We start from the raw sequence: 19,729 nt of genomic DNA, 5'->3' as shown, positions 1-19,729 counted from the left end.
CAGGCTACAGCAGTATGGTGTTGAGCAGGACCAGCAGCGTGACCCCCGGCACCCCCAGCACGCCGCTGGCGGCCAGGCTGAGCCGGTTGACCGCAATGGACACGCCGGTGTACGTGCCGGTATAGTTGACCAGAGCCAGGGCAGTAAGGCCCAGGCAGGCGGAGAAGAGGAAACTTTTCATGGGGCATCCTTTCCGCGGCAAAAGCGGTGCGGCGCCGTTTTACCGTTTTGCCGTTTTTGTTTTAGTGTATGCCGCCTTGGGGGCCGGTTATTCCTCTTCCGGCATAAAGTCGATGCGTCCGGTGGCTACGTCTGCCCCGGCGATGATGACGCCCAGCTCCTGGCCCATCATCAGCACCCGGCCGCTGCGGCGGTCCCGGTGGGAGATCTCGCCGTCGAACTCAAAATCGCAGCCCGCGAAGTCGCTGAGGCTTACAAAGCCCTCGGCATTATTGCCCAGCTTGACAAAGATGCCCTTGGGCGTGACCCCGTTGATGACCCCCTTGTGGTGCTCGCCCAGGTGCTGGCGCATATACTCGGCCGTGTAGCAGTCTTCGGCGTCCCGCTCGCCGGTAACGGCCCGCACCTCGTTTTTGGAACTTTCCAGGGCGGACTCCTCCGCAAAGGCGGCGTAGCGCTTTTTCAGCGTGGCGCTGGACTCCCCCGCGGCCAGGCCGCTGAGGATGCGGTGGATGGAGGTATCCGGGTAGCGGCGGATGGGCGAGGTGAAGTGGCTGTACTCTGCCAGGGCCAGGCCGAAATGGCCCAACTCCCGGTGGTCATACCGGGCTTTGTCCATGGTGCGCAGGATGCGCTGGTTGACCAGGGACTCTTTGCCGGTGCCCTTGACCCGGCCCAGCACCTGGGCGAAGTCTTTGGCGGTGGGCGTGCCTTTTTTCAACTCGCCGCAACGGACGCCCAGCCGGTCCAGCAGGTCGCAGAGCTCGATTACCCGGTCCGGGGTGGGCTTTTCGTGCACCCGGTAGAGGAAGGGGATCTCCGCTTGCAGGGAGGCTTTGGCCGCGGCGGTGTTGGCCGCCACCATAAGCTGTTCGATCAACTCCTCGGAAATGCCCTGGGTGCGGGGCAGGATGTCCACGCACACCCCGTCCTCATCCAGCACGAACTTGATCTCGTCGCTGGTCAGGTCCATCTGGCCCCGGCTTTTGCCGTTGGCAGCCAGGATATCCGCCAGTTCTTTGGCGGCCAGCAGACTGTCCATAACCGGGGCGTACTTGGAGAGGATGTCCTCCCCCGCCGTGCCGGCGAAGATCTGGTTGACCTCGCTGTAGACCCCCCGCACTTTGGAGTTGATGACGGTTTTCTCGAACCGGTAGCCGGTCATGTTGCCCTCGCTGTCAAAGTCCATCAGCGCGGAGAAGGTCAGCTTGTCGGTGCCGGCGTTCAGGCTGCACACCCCGTTGGAGAGGGCCTCGGGCAGCATGGGGATGACCCGGTCCGCAAAGTACACGGAGGTGCCCCGGCGGAAAGCCTCGTTGTCAATGGGGGTGCCGGCTTTTACATAGTGGGACACGTCGGCGATATGCACCCCCAGGGTGTAGCCGTCCAGGGTTTTATAGGCAGACACCGCGTCGTCCAGGTCTTTGGCATCGGCGCTGTCAATGGTGAAGATGGGCTCGTCCCGCAAATCCAGCCGCCCGGCGATGTCCGCCTCTGTTACCGTCATCCGGCTGATCTCCCCGGCCTGGGCCATCACCGCATCGGGGAACTGGGTGGGGATGCCGCAGCGCTCGATAATGGCGTCAGCGCAGACCCGCGCCCTGTCCCCGGTGCCGAACACATAGGTCACCTCTGCCAAGGACCAGTCCCCCCGGCCGTCCTGCTTGGGCACGATGAGCACCTTGTCGCCGTCTTTTGCGCCGCAGGTTTTGCCGGCAGGCACCTGCATATCGTAGCGGACGGGGCCGTCCGGGCTTACCCGGACCACCGGGCCGTCTATGCGCATGGTGCCGGTGAGTTTGTTGTCCCCCCGCTCTACAATGCGCTTGACCCGGCCGCTGGGGCCCTTATCCCCCTTTTTTTGCAGGTCGGTCAGGATCAGGGTGTCGCCGATAAACGCGCCGTTCAGGTCCCGGCCGGGGATGAAGATGTCCTCTCCCCGCTGGGGCCGGGCAAAGCCGAAACGCTCGGACAAGGACACCAGTTTGGCTTCGATCTCCTTTTGCGGGGGGATCAGCCGGACCCAGTGGTCCCGGCCCGTTTTGACCTCGCCTTTTTCCTCCAGGCTGTGCAGGGCCTGATAAAAGGCATCTTTGCTGCGGATGCCGCTTTCCCGTTGCAGGCTCTTTTCCGGCACGCCGTCGCCCCCGCAGCGCTTGAGCGCCGCTACGATTACGATTTCCTCCGGCGTGCTGGCTGCGCTGGGCATCCAGTAAGCTGCCGGTGCAGGGCCGCCAAAGCTGCGGCCCCCTCCTCTTGTATTTCTCACGTTTGGTTCCTCCTTTTTTCGGTCCCTCTTTTAGGTCGCCTCCGGCGGGCTAAGGGACTTTTTGGAAAAAGTCCCTTAGCGATCTTCAAAAACTTTTGTGCGGGCGTTTGCCTGGCGGGGCGCGTGGGGCTTTTGGCCTCGCCGGGGGTGGGTGGTTTTTTTTTTGCCTCCGGCGGGCTAAGGGACTTTTTGGAAAAAGTCCCTTAGCGATCTTCAAAAACTTTTGTGCGGGCGTTTGCCCAGCGGGGCGCGTGGGGCTTTTGGCCTCGCCGGGGGTGGGTGGTTTTTTTGCCTCCGGCGGGCTAAGGGACTTTTTGGAAAAAGTCCCTTAGCGATCTTCAAAAACTTTTGTGCGGGCGTTTGCCCAGCGGGGCGCGTGGGGCTTTTGCCTTGGACGGGGGGTTTGATGTTTTGTTTTTTCTTATTTGCTTATTTTCTTATTTTTTCTTGATTTATTAATTACTGTTTGTGCTTACTTTTGTTAATGGCAATTTTTTGATTTCTTTTTCTTTTTTCCTATCCCTTATTTTTTTGGGGGGCTTTTTTGTTTAGAGCCCGTTTACCAGTTCTTTGAAGTGCCGGCCCCGTGCCTCGAAACCGGGGTACAGGTCAAAGGAGGCGGAGGCCGGGGACAGGGAAACCACGTCCCCTGAGGCTGCGGCCGCCTGGGCCAGGGCCACGGCCTCCCCCATATTGCCGGCGTGCAGGATCTCCGGCCGGCCCGCCTGGTACGCGGCCGAGGCGCGCACCGCCGCCTCGATCTTCGGCCCTGTGTCGCCCAGCAGGATCAGCGTTTTTACCTTTTGGCAGATGGCCGGGCCCAGCGGCTCGTAGGGGATATGCTTATCGTAGCCCCCGCAGATGAGCACGATTTTTTCTTTATAAAAGGAGAGGGTGCCTGAGATGGTGCGGCTGGGGGAACTGGCGATGGAGTCGTTATAGTATTTTACCCCGTCCAGTTCCCGTACAAACTCCATGCGGTGCTCGACGCCGTTAAATTCCCTGGCTACCCGGCGCATATGCTCCGGCTCCACCTCCCCCCAGGCAGCGGCGATGGCGGCCATGTAGTTTTCTACATTGTGCCAGCCGGGCAGCTTGATCTCGCTGACGTCCAGCAGCTTTTGGCCGTTTACGAAGATGCTTTCCCCGTTGCAGTAGACCCCCCGGCCGGGTGCTTCCGCCCGGCTGAACAGCCAGCAATCCCCCCGCACCTCGGAGGCAAAACCGGCGGTGATGGCATTGCCGGCGTTGAGCACCGTGCGGCCAAAGCCGTCCTGATGCAGGAAGATGTTCTTTTTGGCCTGCACATACTCTTCCATATCCTTGTGCACGTCCAGGTGGTTGGGGGAAAGGTTGGTGACCACGGCCACGTCCGGGCTTTGGCGCATGGAGATCAACTGGAAACTGGACAGCTCCACCACGGCCACGTCTTGCGGGGAGATGCCGGCGATCTCCGGCAGCAGGGGCTTGCCGATATTGCCCCCCAGATGCACGGTGCGGCCCTGGGCCCGCAAAAACTCTGCCAGAATACTGGTGGTAGTGGTTTTGCCGTCGCTGCCGGTTACGGCGTAGGTTTTACAGGGGCATAGCTTGAAGAACAACTCCATCTCGCTGGTGACTATGCCCCCGCGCCTACGGGCCTCCTCCAACTGGGGCAGGTGGAACCGCATACCCGGCGTGCGGAAGATAATATCCCCCGCGAGGCCCTCCAGGTAGCCCTCGCCCAAAACCAGTTCGACGCCCAGCGCCTGTAGTTTTTGGCCGTTTTCCCCCAACTCTGCCAGGCCGCGGCGGTCCCGTGCCGTTACCCGTGCCCCCTGGGCCGCGAACATCTCCATAAGCGGCATATGGCTGCGGCCTATGCCGCAGAACACCACATGGCGGCCTTGCAAGCCTTTAAAAAAAATCTCTCTGTCCATGCTGTCACTCCTTTATCCAAACCGTTTCCGAGGGCTTAAGGGGGCCCCTTAAGCCTCTTGCAGGCTTTTATGTTTGCGAAAACCCGCCGCCCTCGCCGCTGTACATACGGTACAGGTGGCTGTACACGCCGCCCTTTGCCAGCAACTGTTCGTGGGTGCCTTTTTCCTCGATGCCCTTTTCCGTGAGCACCAGAATGACGGTGGCGTTGCGGATGGTGCTGAGCCGGTGGGCAATGGTGAAGGTGGTGCGCCCCTGTGCCAGTTTCTCCAGGGACTCCTGCACGATTTTCTCGCTTTCATTGTCCAGGGCGCTGGTGGCTTCGTCCAGAATCAGGATGGGCGGGTTTTTCAAAAAGGCCCGTGCAATGCTGATGCGCTGCTTTTGCCCGCCGGACAGCTTGACGCCCCGCTCGCCCACATAGGTATCATACCCATCCCGCAGGCCGGTAATAAAGTTATGGGCCCCGGCCTGCTTGGCTGCGGCGACCACTTCCTCTTGGGTGGCGCCGGGCCTGCCGTACTCGATAATCTCAAACACCGTGCCGGAGAACAGGTATACGTCCTGCTGCACGAAACCGATCTGCTCCCGCAGGGAGCGGAGGGTGACGGACTTTACGTCCTGGCCGTCTATCAGGATGCGGCCCTCGGTCACGTCGTAGAACCGGGGGATCAGGTTGCAAAGGGTGGTTTTGCCGCTGCCGGAGGGGCCCACCAGGGCCACGTTCTGGCCCGGCTTTACGTCCAGGTTGATTTCGGACAGCACCTGCTTGCCCCCGTCGGCATAGCTGAAACCCACGTGCTCGAAATGCACGCCCCCGGACCGGACCTGTAGGGGCTTTGCCCCCGGCCCGTCGGCGATATCTACCGGGGCGTCCATGATCTGGAAGAACCGCTCGATGCCCGTTATGCCCTGCTGGAACTGCTCGGCGAACTGCACCAGGTAACGCACGGAGGCGATCAGGGTGCCTACATACAGCATATAGGCCACCAGGTCGGCGGGGCGCACCTTGCCGTTTATCATGAACACGGCCCCCACCAGCAGCACCAGCAGGTGCATGAGCCCGTCAAACATCCGGTTGCTGGCCTCAAAGCCGCCCATAAGGTAGTAGCGGCCCCGCTTGATATGAAAGAACTTCCGGTTGCCGGCCTCAAACTTTTCTGTTTCCACGCCCTCGTTGGCAAAGGATTTGACCACCCGCACGCCCAGAAGGCTGTCCTCCACCTGGGCGTTGATCTCGCCGATCTGGGCCCGCTGCTGCCGGAACTGGTTGCGCATTTTCAGGTTGAACCAGGCCGCTGCCAGCACCATGAAGGGCACCACGGAGAACACGATGAGCGTAAGGGGCACATTGATGCCGCAGAGTATGATAAAGGCCCCGATGATCTTGACCCCGGACATGAACAGCTCTTCCGGGCAGTGGTGGGCGAATTCCGTTACGTCGAACAGGTCGGAGGTGATGCGGGACATGATCTGGCCCACCTTCATGTTGTCAAAATAGTTGAAACTCAGCTTTTGCAAATGGGCAAACAGGTCCGTGCGCATATCCGTTTCCATCTTGGCGCCCATGATGTGGCCGATGGAGGCCCGGAAAAAGGTAGCCCCGGCGTCTATCAGGCACAAAAACAGGTATAGTGTACCGATGCGCAGCACCACCTGTAGGGTGAGCGCGGCCAGGTCATTGATGCCCATATCCGTTACGTACCGCACCAGCAGCGGCAGCACCAGCTCGCAAAGGGTGGTCAGCGCCGCGCAGAACAGGTCAAACGCCAACACCCACACGTACTTCCTGAAATAGGGCAGAAAGCGGCGCACCAGCCCTTTTTTGCCTTTTTGGCCTTTTATATGGCCCGTTCCCATCTGATCCATTCTCTTTTCCATCCTCTCTTCCCGGTACTTCCCTCTTATTATATACGACGGGGGCGCGCCCGTCAAACCGTTGGGCAGGGGTTAGCCCTCTTCCGGGGCTGCGGCCTGGTCCAGCGCCTGGCACAGGTCCCCCCGGATCACCAGGCCGGCCCGGCCGTCATAGGGGGTGGGGTCCCGGTTCAGGATGGCCAGCCGGGCATGGCTGCCCAGGTAACTTACCAGGCCGGCCACCGGGTGCACCACCAGCGAGGTGCCCGCCACCACCAGCAGTTCGGCCTGGCGGACATGGCTGATGGCCCGGTACAGGTCCGCCTGGTTGAGCGTTTCGCCGTAAAGCACCACGTCGGGCTTGAGGACGCCGCCACAGGCGCACAGGGGCACGCCGGGGTGGGCCAGCACATAGCGCATATCGTACTGCCTACCGCAGGCCTGGCAGATATAGCGGTCCTCATTGCCGTGGAGCTCGATAACATGGCGGCTGCCAGCCTGCTGGTGCAGGCCGTCTATATTCTGGGTGATGACCACCTCCAGCAGGCCCGCCTGTTCCAGCCGGGCCAGGGCGTAATGGGCGGCGTTGGGCCGGGCATCGGGGTAGAGCATCACCTGGCGCAGAAAATCATAGAATGCCCCGGTGTGCGCCACAAAGTAGTCGTGGGAGAGCATTTCCTCATAGGAAATGCCCTGCTTTTTCTCCATATACAGGCCGTGGGCGCTGCGGAAATCCGGTATGCCGCTGGCGGTGGACACCCCGGCCCCGCCTAAAAAGACGGTGCGGCGGCTCTCCCCCAGCCATTGCCGGAGTTGCTGGATCTGTGTCATGGTTGGCCTCCTTTTTGGGTTTACACAGAATGGGGGCAGGGGGTTTCAGCCGAATACGGTTTCTTCCCGCTCTGCCTTTAAAAAGCAGGTGAGCGCCAGCCCGGCCCCGCACAGGGCGGCCATACCCAGGTACATGGCGCCCATCCCCCACCGGCCGGTGGCCCAGCCCCCGGCGTTTTGCATGGCAATGGCGGCAAGGTTGTTGACCGAGGCCACTACCCCCAGCCCTGTGGTGGTGAGCCCCGGCGGGACCAGGCAGCGCACCATCTTCAGGGAGAGCATCATGTACAGGGTGGAGGCCACCGCCTTTACCAGCACCATGACGGCTACGACCACCCAGGCCTCCCCCGCCATGCCGTAGGCCAGGTACTGCCCGACGGCCAGGCAGAAGGCCACGCCCATCAGCGCCCGGCCGGAGAAACGGTCCATAAACTTGTGGGAGAAGAGGATGAGGGGGATCTCCGTAAGGGTGCTGAGGAACAGTACCGTACCCACCGCCCCGGTGGGGATGCCCAGCCGGTTGAGCAGCACAGGGGCATAGTTGATATTGACCCCCGAACAGCCGGCAAACAGGAAAGCAGCCCCCAAAAACAGGAAGAACCGGGGGCTTTCCAGCAGGGCGGACAGCCGGGGCTTTTCCCCGGTGGCTTGCCCGCCGCTTTGGGGCCGGGCGGCGCTGCCTACCCCCACCCCGTACAGGCCCAGCAGGCACACCCCGCAGGCCCCGGCCGTAAGGGCGAACAGCCCCCAGCCCGGCAGTTTTTCCACAGCCAGGCCCGCGGCCTGGGCCCCGGCGGCATAGCCGATGGTCCCCCACACCCGCAGCAGGCCGTAGCGGTAGCGGCTTTCGCCGGCAATGCGCTCGCACACAGGGGTGACGCTGTTGATCAGGGCCATGGTCAGGCCGTTGAGCACAAACAGCGCCGCCAGGCCCCGGCAGCGGGCATAGACCAGGGCCAGCCCGCCAATGGCCAGCAGGAGCACCGCCAGCACGGCCCGCTGGCTTTTGGCCCGGTCATTGATATAGCCCGTGACCGGCGTGACAAAAAAGGAGAACATACCGGCCGCTGACAGGATCAGCGACATTTCCCAATCTGCCATACCGATGCCGGTGAGGTACACGGACATTACCGAGCCAAACAGAGAGAACAGGGCGTAATAGCCCATGTAGAAAATCACATAGCTTACATAGCTGTCCTTGTAACGGCTTAGCATGGGGCGCTCCTCTCACAGCAGGATAAAGCCTGCCACCAGTAGCGTGGAAAGGCTGATGCGCACCAGATGGTGGCTGCCGTGCAGCGCCCCGGCCCGCCGGCCGTTCCAGATGGCCGCCGCACAGATCATGCCGCAGGCGATCAGCGCCAGCAGCCAGTCGGAACTTCCGCCGACGAGGTTGTCGATTACCGCGTTGAGCAGGCCGATGCCGCCTATGGCCATCAGCACATGAGGCGCAGGGTACGCCCCACGCACCCTGGACAGGGCGGCCACCGCGGACAGCAGCCCGAATGCCCCGGCTATTATGCACAGGCCGGTCCTGCATAAGGTTTCCATGATTTCCATTGTTCGGTACTCCTTTGGGGGTAGGGGAATGGGGGGACAGGCGTGGCGGGCGCTTGGGGCGATAAGGGGCTTTAGTGGCGCTTGCCGGGTTTTGCGCGTTTTTTAAAGGGGTAGACCGGGCTTTGGGAGTTGGCGATGACGTGGTCTACCAGATGGAGCATAGCCAGCATAAAGACAATGGCGAACAGGAGCAGGGGCATGAGGGCAATGAGCATGGGGAGGGTCATGCTGACCAGCGCGAAGAACCAGCCAAAGAAGATAAAGGCCAGCAGGAAGGCGGTCAGCAGGGCCCAGAACAGCAGGCCCCGCAGGGTGTTAAAGGGGGCGCTGACCTTAAACAGCATGATGAACCCGGTCATGGCGGTGATGATGACGGCCATGGTGGAGGTTTCGGCGCTGGTTAGGCCCAGCGGGCCGGCCAGGGCGCAGAGGACTACGATATTGGCTGTTTGCGTAAGGGCGGCGGGGATGCACATACGGATTACATTGCCGATAAACTTGCCCCGCAGCCGGTCGTTGTTGGGCTCCAGCGCCAGGATAAAGGAGGGCACGCCGATGGTCAGGGAGCTGATCAGGGTCTGCTGGATGGGCTCGAAGGGATAGGTATAGTTGATGAAGATGAACAGCACGCCGATCAGCGCCGAGAAAATGGTTTTGACCAGAAACAGGGAACTGGAACGTTGCAGGTTGTTGATGGACCGCCGCCCCTCTTGCACCACAATGGGCATGGAGGCGAAGTTGCTGTCCAGCAGCACCAGGTTGGAAACGGTGCGGGCGGCGTCGCTGCCGGAGGCCATGGCGATGGAGCAGTCGGCCTCTTTGAGGGCCAGCACATCGTTGACCCCGTCGCCGGTCATGGCCACGGTGTGGCCGCCCTCTTTCAGTGCCTTGACAAAGGCCAGCTTTTGCTGGGGCGTCACCCGGCCGAACACGCTGTACTCCCCTACCGCCCGGCGGATGTCCTGCTCGGTGTGCAGGGTGGTGGCGTCCACGTACCGGCCGGCGTGCTCCAGCCCGGCCCGGCGGGCTATGTTGGCCACCGTTACCGCGTTGTCGCCGGAGATCACCTTCAAGTCTACCCCCTGGTCGGCAAAGTACCGCAGGGTGCTGGGGGCCTCTTTGCGTATCTTATCGCTGATAAGCACAAAGCCCATGGGCACCATGCCCTGGGGCAGCCCTTTGTCCGCAAAGGCCAGGTCTGCCCGGGCCAGCAGCAGCACCCGCTGGCCCTGCTGGGCGTACGCCTCTGCCTGGGCCTTGTAGGGGGCGAAGGCATCGCCCAGGATGAACTCGCCCGCGCCCATAACATAGCAGCCCCGGCGGGGGAAATAGGCGCCGCTCCACTTGCGGGCCGAGGAAAAGGCCACGGTTTCCACAGCCTGCCACTCCGTGTGGTCCGGCAGCCAGTCTTTCAGGGCCATAAAGGTGGGGTTGCTGTCCGCCAGGTTGTTCACCAGGGCCGTCAGGGCCTCTTTCATGGCGCCCTCGGTAAAGCCCGGCAGGGGCACTGCCTCGTCCACCTGCATACAGCCCTCGGTGATGGTGCCGGTCTTGTCCAGGCAGAGGGTGTCTACCCGGGCCAGGGTTTCTACGCAGTACATATCCTGCACCAGGGTTTTGCGGGCGGAAAGCTTGATGACGCTGACGGCAAAGGCCAGGCTGATGAGCAGCACCAGCCCCTCGGGGATCATACCCACCATGGCGGCCGCGGTGCTGACCACCGCGTTTTGGAAGGTATCGCCCAGCACAAAATACTGTTTCCAGAACAAGAGGCCGCCTACCGGCAGGATGGCAAAGCCGATGATCTTGACGATAAAATCGATGGAGTTCATGATTTCGGAGTTGCGCTTTTTCACGCCGCTGGCCTCGCCGGCGATTTTATTGGCATAGTTCTCGGCGCCCACATGGTCTACCTGGGCCGAACAACTGCCGCTGACCACAAAGCTGCCGGACAGCAGGGAATCCCCCGGCTGCTTGACCACCGGGTCCGACTCGCCGGTGAGCAGCGATTCATTGACCTCGCACTCCCCGGCCACCACGGTGGCGTCGGCGCAAACCTGGTTGCCCGCGGCGTACACCAAGATATCGTCCAGCACCACTTCCTCTACCGGCAGGGCCAGGCGCTTGCCCCCCCGCACCACATTGGCTTTGGGGGAGGAGATCAGGGAGAGCTTGTCAATGGTGTGCTTGGCCCGGATGCCCTGGAAGGAGCCGATGACAATATTGGAAAGGATGACCCCCATAAACAAGGCGCTGCGGGGGGAGCCTACCAAGATTACCGCCAGGGCCAGGGCAAAGTTCAACAGGTTGAAGAACGTGAACACGTTCTCCCAGATGATCTGGCCTTCGGTTTTGGATTTGATCCCTGAGTCCCCGTTATGCAGGCCCTCGCGCATACGCTGTTCCACCTGCTGGGGGCTCAGGCCCTCGTTGGGGTCCGGGTAAAACCGGGTGGCCCTAGGGGCGGCCTCCCGTGTGGCTGTGGTGGCGGGCTGGTTTTGCTTATGTTTCATGGGCGGCTGACCTCGCTGTAGGTATTTTGGCGCGGCAAAGCAGGCAAAAACCGCGTTCTACCTAAGTATACACCCAAACAGCGGCATTTCCAAGTGGAGGGGGGGTAAAATTTACCAAAAACTTTTTTACGAATTTCTGACGGCCTTTTTTGAAAGAACTGCTCATTATCGCTAAAATTCCCGGCGGAACCTTCCGGCCGCACCCGAAACCGCCCGGTTTTATGGGAAAAATGCCGGTTTTAGCGCGGTTTCGGGTTTGACAACCGCTATAAAAGACGCTATAATGGGAACAATAAAATAAATTAGCAAAGGAACAATTAACGCGCGCTGCGCGTCTGAAAGGAAGATTTTTATGGCACCCAGGGAGAAAAAAGAGGATATGCTCATTGTCAACCGCCGTACCGGCAAGGCACTGGCCGCCACCGGCACGGAAAACGGCATGGTCGTGGCCCAGGCCGCCATTACCGGCGAGGACGCCCAGTTGTGGACCCCGGTAAAGGCCGGCGAGTATGTGAAACTGGTGAATAAGCTAAGCGGCAAGGTGCTGGACGTGATGCATGGCGGTACCGAGGCAGGCACTTGGGCCCAGACCTGGGACAATGTGGAGGGTGAAAGCCAACTGTGGCAGTTGGTAAAAGTGACCGCCACCTACAAAAAGCTGATGAACGTGCAGTCCGGCAAGGTGCTGGACATTGTAGATATGCGCGAGGATGACGGCGCGCCCGCTCAGATTTGGGACGACGTGGACGGCGTGGGCCAACTGTGGAAACTGGTGGCGCCTACCGCGAAAGAGGAGCCCGCCCCCGCCGAAGAGGCCCCCCAAAAGCGGGGTGGCCGCAAGCCCAAGGCAGTTGCCGGGGAAGAGGCTGCGCCCGCCCCCAAGAAAACCGCCGGGCGCAAACCCAAAGCTGTAGCCGCAACCGCCGCAGCGGAAGAAAAGCCCACCCCCAAGCGCCGCGGCCGCAAGCCCAAGGCCGAGGCTTAAGAGTTAAATAGCAAAAAAGAGCAGCGGCATGGCGCCCTGCTCTTTTTGTTATGGGTTGCTTTGCCCATCACGAAAACCTGGGCAACGCGGGCTTAGCCTTTAGGCGGGTTTTCGAGGAACTGCTCGACCCGGTAGCGGGGGCGGGCTTTGACTTCGCTGTAAATTTTACCGATATAGCCGCCCACAACGCCCAGGCAGAGCATTTGCAGGCCCCCCAGCAGCCAGATGGAGCAGACAATGGCCGTCCAGCCGGAAACGGCCAGGCCCATAAAATAGGAGATAAGGGCGTACAGCAATCCCAACACGCTGAGCACGGACACCAGGATGCCGAAGTTGGAGATCAGCTTGAGGGGCTTGACGCTAAAGCTGCTGATGCCGTCCAGGGCAAAGGAGATCATCTTTTTTAGGGGGTACTTGGACTCGCCGGCAAAGCGCTCGTGGCGGTCATAGTACACATAGTCGCTGCGGTAGCCGATGAGGGGCACCATGCCCCGCAGGAACAGGTTGACCTCCCGGTACTCGGAGAGCCCCTCCAGGGCCCGGCGGCTCATGAGCCGGTAGTCGGCGTGGTTGAACACCACATCCACCCCCAGCGCCTTCATCACCTTATAAAAGCCCTCGGCGGTGGTGCGCTTGAACCAGGTGTCGGTTTCCCGCTTGTTGCGCACGCCGTAGACCACGTCGCAGCCCTCTTTGAACTTGGCCACAAACTGGTCCAGGGCATCTACGTCATCCTGTAGGTCCGCGTCCAGGCTGATGGCGCAGTCGCAGCGGGGCATGGCGGTCATCAGGCCGCAGAGCAGGGCGTTCTGGTGCCCCCGGTTGTGGGCCAGCTTGATCCCCTCCACATAGGGGTTCTCCCCGTTCAGCCGGGTGATGATCTCCCAGGTCTTGTCCCGGCTGCCGTCATCCACCAGCAGCATCCGGCTGTGCCCATTGGCCAGGCCCGCCCGGCCCATAGCCTCCAGCTTGTCCGTTAGGCGGCGCACGGTTTCGGGCAGCACCTCTTCCTCATTATAGCAGGGTATCACCAGGTAAACGGTGGGGTTATCCGATCGGTTCATTCTTTATCCTCCTTCGGTTGGGTTTCGTCCGCCTCGTCCGGCCCGGTGGAGCGCTGGGGCCAGGGCCGGGGCTGCATACCGCCCCAATCCCGGACCCAAGCCTTGGGCTGGGCGGGCTCTTCCGGCGGGGGGTCCTGGGCCGGGGCGTCCGGCTCTACCGGTTGCAGGGCGCCGTCCCCCGGTGGCTCTACCGGGGGCAGGGGGGTTCCCGCGGGGGGCGCCGGGGGGTCTGCCGGCGCCGGCCGGGGCGGCGGGGACGCTGCCTGCCTGCGCCCCAGGGGCCGGGCCTCCGGGGGCGGCATGGCGGCCGCGCCCTGGAACCGGACCCGCAGGGCCGTTCCCGCACGGTAGCCCGCCCCGTGCTTTTTCATATACGCCGAGAACCGCCCCGCGCGCATGAGGCGGGGAGGCCGGGGCGGCGGGGATTCAGACAATTTCAGCCGGCGGGCCATGGTCAGGTAGCCGATGAGCCCCATCAGCGACAGCAGGCTGATTACCGTGCCCATCCCCAGGCCGGGGGTCGTGTAGGTAAACACGATGCTGTTGTTATCCCCTTCCGGCACCAGCACAGCCATAAAGCCCACGTTGGCCCGGAGGATGTCCGCCTTTTGCCCGTTTACCTCTGCCTCCCAGCCGGGCTCATAGGGGACGCTGAAAAACACCAGCCTGTCCCGGTTGGCGCTGAAACTGGCGGTAAAGCCCGTGCCGGTATAGGTAAAGCCCGTACAGGCGGCCGCTGCCCGGTCCTGGCAGTCATCCAGGTAGACTGCCTCTGACCAGGCCGCGCCCTCGGGCAGGGGCTCCAGTGCACCCTGCACCTTGGCCAGGTCGTTGTCCTCCAGCACCACGGCCCGTAGCATGGAGAGTTCCCGCTGGCCCGCGGTGGTGTCGCTGCCCTCGGTGCGGCCCTCGTACTCGGTGCGGCTCTGGTAAAAGTCATAGGAGAAACCCATGGGGATATAGTATTCGTTCTCCCAAATATCGTAGCCGTTGGAGTTGCCGTAATAGGCCCAGCCGGGCATGGCGGGTTGGTCCAGGGCCTCGCCGGCAAAAAATTCGCCGTCGTGGTCGTCGTCAAACAGCCACTGTACCGAGAGCAGGCCCCGGATGGGGTAATGGCTCACCTTGGGCCGGGAGCCTACGTCCCGCTGCACGCCGATGGAGCTGTAGAATTCCATTACCGAGCCGGGGACAATGCTGTGGAAGGCCTGGATGGAGGGTACCTGCCAGAACATGGCCGCGTTGTCCATGGACTCGAAGAAGTCTGAGCGGCAGTTTTGCAGGTCGGTCAGGGGGATATTGGCGCCGCCGTTTAACTCGTAGGGGATGATATGGTCCCAGGTGTAGTCGCTTTGGGTTTTGCCCAGGGCGATAAAGAAGATAGCGTACAGCACCGCCACGGCCGAAAGGCAGCGCATGGCCGCCCGCTTAAAGGCCTGGCGGCTTTTACGGCAGAAGGTGAACAGGTATACCACCAAACCCAGGCACAGCAGGGAAATGGCCGTGTACGTCCAGAACCGGGTGGGGTATTCCTCCAGGCCCATCTGCCAGACCTCTTCCCCATCTACCGTTTCCTTTACAGGCATAAAGCCGACGACCCCCGCAATGGCCAGGGTGATGGAGAAACACCACAGGGTGGCCCGCCGCCAGTCCACCCGCTCGTTTTCCAGGGCCATGACGGTGGCCAGGGCCATCATCAGGGTGAGCATATAGTACCAGCGGGCGTAGTAAGAGGCGTTCATCATCTGGAAAGCGGCGTTTAAGAAGGGTACCAGGGCCATGGCGAACAGGATCCACAGCATCTTCTTGAGCCAGTGTTTGCGCCGCAACTGTAGCCAGCCCACCACGCCGGTCATGCCGAACAGGGGCAGCCAGGCCCCTAGGGACGACCACTTGGACTCTGACTCAGGGGTGAAATTCGGTCGGGCGGGCAGGTCGGGCGGGAAGAAGAAACACTCGATAATATGCAGGTAGCGCTGGTTGCGGTTATACAGCACGGCGTTCCAGCCGTTGACGGGGTTGCCCACCCGGTTGTTCTGCATCACCGCCAGCACCGAAGGCACCAGCAGCACACAACTGAGGCCCACCCCGATGACCGCCTCCAGGGCCAGCAGGAGGAAGTCTTTCCAACTGATCTTCCAACTGCCGCAAATCAGCCGCAGGAAGAAGTAGATCAGCGTAAAGGTGACCTGCCCTACAAAGAAGTAGTAGTTCACCAGGCAGCAGGCAAACACCGTGAGCGCGAACAGGCCCCGGCGGCGGTTCTCCATGTACTCGTCCAGGGCGGCCAGCATCAGGGGGAAAAAGATGATGGCCTCATGGAAATGGTTGAAAAAGATATTGTACACCGAAAACCCGGAAAAGGCGTACAGCACCGCGCCGATCAGGGCGGTATCCGGCGACTTGGTGTAGCGGTGGATATACACATAGCCCGTCAGGGTGGCGCAGGCGAATTTCAGGATAAGCAGGGGGCCCATCAGGAATTGCAGCCAGGCGGAAGGAAAAGGGATGGTCAGCCAGAAAAAGGGGCTGCCTAACAGGTAGAAGGAATAGGAGCCGATGAAGTTGGCGCCCAGGTCCGTCTGGTGGTTCCAGCCCAGATTGCCGGCCCGTACGGCGTCGTGGGCCAGGCGGTAAAAGGGTACCTGCTGCACGTTGAAGTCGCCATAAAACAGGAACCGGCCCCCATCCACCAGAATAAAGGGCAGGAACACCAAAAAGGAGAGCCCCAGCCCCAGGGCGAAGGCTTTTAGGAAGTAGTTTTCCCGCCAGGAGCGTTTTTTCTGCGCGTTCACCGCGTTCACATTGGTATATGCCATGGTTTTGACCTCAGATCTTTATTTTGATACGGTTTTATTTAGGGAAACAGGCTTTTTGCTTAGTATAACACAAAAACCCCGGCAAATAAAGCCTTTTTTGCCAGAAATCGGGGACGCTGCCTGGGATGGCCGCAAAAACAGGGCCCACGGCTACCTGGCAAGGGAGGGCGGGAGGATGTGGAGAAAATTTTTTTGGAGGAAACCCGAAAAAACCCTTGCAATTTTACCGCAAGGGGGATATAATATTAGTTACCCTAAAAGTTCCCGCATAGATACGGGGATGTAAAGGTTTCGACGGGGGCGGCGACCCCTGGTAAGCGGGCAGCGGTGCGGAACCGCTTAAAAAGCCGCAAACTTAAAATTAAACGACAACGACTTTGTTGCTGTTGCTGCCTAATTAGGCAGCCGTTCTCCCCCGGAGTACCGCGGCCGGGTGGGGAGCGTCGATGAGCGGTGAACGTGCGCGAGAGGGCCGCCTTTGACTCTTGCCATGACTTAGAAGGCTACCAAGCCCCGGAGCGTGCTTTTGCGCGCCGGGAGGAGGGAAACTGAAACCAAAAGCTACGCCCGTAGAAAGCCCCGGTGAACTACTTTCGGACGCGGGTTCGATTCCCGCCATCTCCACCATCCTGTGGATATAAAAAAGATATTCGCTCAAAAAACCGCGCTGTGGCGCGGTTTTTTGATGCCTGAAAGCCTGGATTTCGAAAGTGCAAAAACGTGGATGGCAAAACTGCGTTTTGGCTTTCCGGCAGGAAGTGAACCCTTACAACAACAGAATAGAACGAAATGAGAGGGCCAGCGGAGATGGTCTGCTGGCCCTTTTTCGCAAAAAGACGTTAGTCTTTTGCGTGCATAAGGGCGATAGCCCGTTGCATACATAGCCGGTCGCTGGAGAACCTTCTCCAAAACAAGCGACCGGCTTTTTCTATTTCATGAAAGAAGGTACATCAAATGATTAAAGCAAAAATCACCAGTAAAGCCGGAACCTCTCTTGAATGGGAGCTGCCCGCCAACATCCACAAACTTCACTATGCCCTGGTGGAAATGGGTATCCGAAAAACACCTCGGAGCCTCTTGCTCATGGATGACAATGCCGCTGACGTGGAGCTCACAGCCGACAGCGAGATCGGCAACCGCCTGCTGCGGGTGTTCGGCAGGAACGATACTCTGGCTGATGCCAACACCGTAGCCTTTGTGGTATCTACCGTCAGAGAGGAAATCCTGCCGGAGTTAGAGCAAAACATCCTCCACGACCAGTACCCGACCAAGGAAATGCTGTTCGATGACATCAAGGCCATGACCCAGGCCGCCGGGCCGGTCAAGCTGACGTTCTACTGCCCCCTGTGGGCCAGCTTGACGACGGCGAGTGCGACGAGTATATCGACGTGGGCAGCGGCTTTCTGACTGCTTACCAAGACCAAATCGAGCAGGGCATTGCCGACGAACAGGCCCCGGAAATGGGCGACATGGCTCAGTACCTGGACAGAAATGCTGGCGTAGCCGACAAACTCATGTCCGCAGTCTGGACGGTCGAGGAAATGGACGGCAGGCTCTTGGGCCGGATCGACTGCCACCTCAAGGAACCGCTCACAGCAGAGGAAATGGCGGATTTGCGGGAGGAAATCCTCGGGCAGTGCTCAGATGGGCTTGGAGAAGGTTTCGAGCAACGGCCTATTGAAACGGATGAGGGCGACTTGTACGTTTCGTACAGAGTTCGCGAAGCGAAACTCTTGAACAGACAGTGATGATTATTTTCTCTGCACCGAAGATGAGTTGGACGAGCATTTAGAGTCCCATCAAGGGATGGGCGGTATGTGGGAAATGGAGGTTTTCAAGATGAACGACTGGGATAGATTACACCGAATGGCTGAGCGTTATAAGGCCGAGTACCCCAGTGGCACTTGCATTATGCTGCTGAGCATGGGCGAGGATATGCACCGGGTCGATGACAACACCCGCGGTACAGTTCTCACTGTGGACGATATCGGCACCCTGCACTGTAAATTCGACAATGGCCGGTCGCTGGGGCTTATCCCCGGCGAGGACTCCTTCCGCAAGCTGACTGAGGAAGAACTGGCAGCGGAACAGGAGCCGGACATGGACGAGGATGAAGATTTCGGCATGAAAATGCGAGGTGAAATTTAATACAGTGAAGTGGTCGGATGGCGTATGGCTATCCGTTTTTTTGATATGTTCGCGGGGATCGGCGGGTTCCGCTCCGGCCTGGAGGCTGTGGGCGGTTTTGAGTGCATCGGTCACTGCGAGATAGATAAGTATGCAAACCAAGCATATAACGCCATATACAATACGAAGGGAGAAGTGTTTTTTGCAGATGCCAGAACCATCGACCCGGCAGTGCTGCCGGATATCGGCCTTATTTGCGGCGGCTTCCCTTGTCAATCTTTTTCAATCGCTGGAAAACGGCGAGGATTTGCAGATGACGCCAGAGGAACTCTCTTTTTTGAAATTGCCTGCCTTGCCGCCGCTAAAAGACCTGCATTTCTGCTGCTTGAAAATGTTCCCGGATTGTTATCGCATGACCGGGGCCGGACATTTGCGACGATCCTCGGTACGCTGGATGAATTGGGGTACGATGTCGCGTGGCAAATGCTTAACAGCAAGGATTTTGGAGTCCCCCAGTCCCGCAAAAGGGTGTATATTGTCGGATATCTTAGAGGACGATGTACCGGGGAGGTACTTTCTTTCACAGACACAAATGGAGCGTCTCTTGAGCAAGTCTTACCCGGCCCGGAAGGGTGCCGGGTCTACTCCCCCAGCGGAGTAGTCATCACCCTGACAAGTTCGGCTGGCGGTTTTGGCGGCAGGAGTGGGCTTTACGATGTGAGCCTCCCCATCAAGGTGATGACAAAAGCCGGGTATCAGCTCGCCCACCCCGGCGACAGCATCGACTTGGCTTATGCCACCATGAATACCCGGCGCGGGCGGGTCGGAGATAAAATCGCGCATACCGTCACCCCTGGAAATAACCAGGGGTATTTCTTTATCGACCTGAACGAAAGCCCGGAACTGACGGAAAATGCCAGGTGTCTGCTGGCAAATCAGGATGCGGGCATCGGGAAGTTTAAGGGTGGGAAATCAGGAGTTTTTGTGGAAGGACAGGCCCCATTTTCCATTCCTGTGCAAGACGCGGACGGCAATCTGCACTACGGTAAAGTTCGCAAACTTATGCCTATCGAATGCTGGCGCTTGCAGGGATTCAGCGACGAGCAGTTCCACAAGGCGGCCGCCACAAGGCTCTCCGACGCACAGCTTTATAAAATGGCAGGCAAGCATATTACCGCCGACAACCTGCGCCGCATGAGTAATACAGAAGGGCTCATCATCCAAGGCTGCGGCGGGGATCTGCGGGAATGGGTGGATGGCATCAACGAAATGCTTACCGAGGAAGGTATTTTGCGAGGCGGCAGTAAGTTCAGCGGCTGCTCCTCGTTTGAGCACGACGGCCTGACCTGCCTGCTGTTCCCCTTCGAGGGGGTCAACGTGGATATGGGCCGTCTCGCTATCTGGCGGCTAAAAACCCGCGACACTTTCGGCGGTACGTGGTTGTCGGACTATGTGCCGAATCGTTTGGATGGGTTTGAAGAATCTACAGAAATTGCGGCAGATGAGGACATCGACAGCGGAATGTCCACGAAATAAGTATAACAAATTATTAGGCCGGTATCAATCGTTCAGAGAGCGATGATACCGGCTTTTTTCGTTTTCTGGAC

At 60.0% G+C, this 19,729-nt stretch carries 15 protein-coding genes, 1 other RNA gene and 1 pseudogene; 7 read left to right on the top strand and 10 right to left on the bottom strand.

Annotated features, from left to right (window positions below):
• Positions 1-4: 4 nt before the first annotated feature.
• From U8U01_RS13265 to U8U01_RS13230, 8 genes are all read right to left on the bottom strand, one after another.
• Positions 5-181, bottom strand: a complete 177-nt coding sequence (locus tag U8U01_RS13265) for a pro-sigmaK processing inhibitor BofA family protein (RefSeq protein WP_322175052.1) — start codon at positions 179-181, stop codon at positions 5-7.
• Between the two features lie 87 nt (positions 182-268).
• Positions 269-2,449 carry a ribonuclease R gene (rnr, locus tag U8U01_RS13260; protein WP_322175049.1) on the bottom strand — a complete coding sequence of 727 codons (2,181 nt, stop codon included), beginning with the start codon at positions 2,447-2,449 and terminating at the stop codon, positions 269-271.
• A gap of 548 nt (positions 2,450-2,997) precedes the next feature.
• Complete coding sequence (gene murD, locus U8U01_RS13255) at positions 2,998-4,368, bottom strand: UDP-N-acetylmuramoyl-L-alanine--D-glutamate ligase (RefSeq protein ID WP_322175046.1); 1,371 nt, start codon at positions 4,366-4,368, stop codon at positions 2,998-3,000.
• A 67-nt stretch (positions 4,369-4,435) separates the two neighbouring features.
• Entirely contained in the window at positions 4,436-6,235 is a 1,800-nt protein-coding gene (locus U8U01_RS13250) for an ABC transporter ATP-binding protein (protein WP_322175042.1), read from the bottom strand.
• An 81-nt stretch (positions 6,236-6,316) separates the two neighbouring features.
• On the bottom strand, positions 6,317-7,054 hold the full coding sequence (locus tag U8U01_RS13245; protein ID WP_322175039.1) for an NAD-dependent protein deacylase: 738 nt from the start codon (positions 7,052-7,054) through the stop codon (positions 6,317-6,319).
• A gap of 45 nt (positions 7,055-7,099) precedes the next feature.
• Positions 7,100-8,269 carry an MFS transporter gene (locus tag U8U01_RS13240; protein WP_322175037.1) on the bottom strand — a complete coding sequence of 390 codons (1,170 nt, stop codon included), beginning with the start codon at positions 8,267-8,269 and terminating at the stop codon, positions 7,100-7,102.
• A 12-nt stretch (positions 8,270-8,281) separates the two neighbouring features.
• Positions 8,282-8,614 carry a hypothetical protein gene (locus U8U01_RS13235; protein ID WP_322175033.1) on the bottom strand — a complete coding sequence of 111 codons (333 nt, stop codon included), beginning with the start codon at positions 8,612-8,614 and terminating at the stop codon, positions 8,282-8,284.
• 71 nt (positions 8,615-8,685) lie between these two features.
• Positions 8,686-11,127, bottom strand: coding sequence for an HAD-IC family P-type ATPase (locus tag U8U01_RS13230; RefSeq protein ID WP_322175030.1), 2,442 nt, complete (start codon positions 11,125-11,127; stop codon positions 8,686-8,688).
• Between the two features lie 352 nt (positions 11,128-11,479).
• Here U8U01_RS13230 and U8U01_RS13225 point away from each other — a divergent pair, with 352 nt between their 5' ends.
• Positions 11,480-12,112 (top strand): RICIN domain-containing protein, encoded by a 633-nt coding sequence (locus U8U01_RS13225; protein WP_322175028.1) that lies wholly within the window; start codon positions 11,480-11,482, stop codon positions 12,110-12,112.
• Positions 12,113-12,204: 92 nt separating this feature from the next.
• On the opposite strand, the gene U8U01_RS13220 is transcribed toward U8U01_RS13225, so the two are convergent.
• The gene (locus U8U01_RS13220) at positions 12,205-13,176 is read right to left on the bottom strand and encodes a glycosyltransferase family 2 protein (protein WP_322175025.1); all 972 of its coding nucleotides are present in this window, start codon (positions 13,174-13,176) and stop codon (positions 12,205-12,207) included.
• Positions 13,173-15,995 carry a YfhO family protein gene (locus U8U01_RS13215; protein ID WP_322175021.1) on the bottom strand — a complete coding sequence of 941 codons (2,823 nt, stop codon included), beginning with the start codon at positions 15,993-15,995 and terminating at the stop codon, positions 13,173-13,175. Before U8U01_RS13215 ends, U8U01_RS13220 begins: the two co-directional genes overlap by 4 nt.
• 276 nt (positions 15,996-16,271) lie before the next feature.
• Here U8U01_RS13215 and ssrA point away from each other — a divergent pair.
• The 6 genes and pseudogenes from ssrA to dcm all read left to right on the top strand — a co-directional run.
• Positions 16,272-16,622, top strand: a transfer-messenger RNA (tmRNA) gene (gene ssrA, locus U8U01_RS13210).
• A gap of 4 nt (positions 16,623-16,626) precedes the next feature.
• Complete coding sequence (locus U8U01_RS13205; RefSeq protein ID WP_322175019.1) at positions 16,627-16,788, top strand: hypothetical protein; 162 nt, start codon at positions 16,627-16,629, stop codon at positions 16,786-16,788.
• Positions 16,789-16,949: 161 nt separating this feature from the next.
• Positions 16,950-17,402 carry a hypothetical protein gene (locus U8U01_RS13200; RefSeq protein ID WP_322175015.1) on the top strand — a complete coding sequence of 151 codons (453 nt, stop codon included), beginning with the start codon at positions 16,950-16,952 and terminating at the stop codon, positions 17,400-17,402.
• Entirely contained in the window at positions 17,342-17,743 is a 402-nt protein-coding gene (locus U8U01_RS13195; protein WP_322175013.1) for a hypothetical protein, read from the top strand. The genes U8U01_RS13200 and U8U01_RS13195 overlap by 61 nt, the downstream gene beginning before the upstream one ends.
• Positions 17,744-17,834: 91 nt before the next feature.
• Positions 17,835-18,143 carry a DUF4314 domain-containing protein gene (locus U8U01_RS13190; RefSeq protein ID WP_322175010.1) on the top strand — a complete coding sequence of 103 codons (309 nt, stop codon included), beginning with the start codon at positions 17,835-17,837 and terminating at the stop codon, positions 18,141-18,143.
• 24 nt (positions 18,144-18,167) lie between these two features.
• Positions 18,168-19,598, top strand: a pseudogene (gene dcm, locus U8U01_RS13185) (DNA (cytosine-5-)-methyltransferase); the annotation flags it as partial.
• Positions 19,599-19,729: the final 131 nt, after the last annotated feature.

Source organism: Acutalibacter caecimuris (assembly GCF_034335085.1).
Classification (GTDB): Bacteria; Bacillota; Clostridia; order Oscillospirales; family Acutalibacteraceae; genus Acutalibacter; species Acutalibacter caecimuris.
Note: the sequence above shows the minus strand (reverse complement) of the source record. Positions and strands in the feature narration are given on the sequence as shown.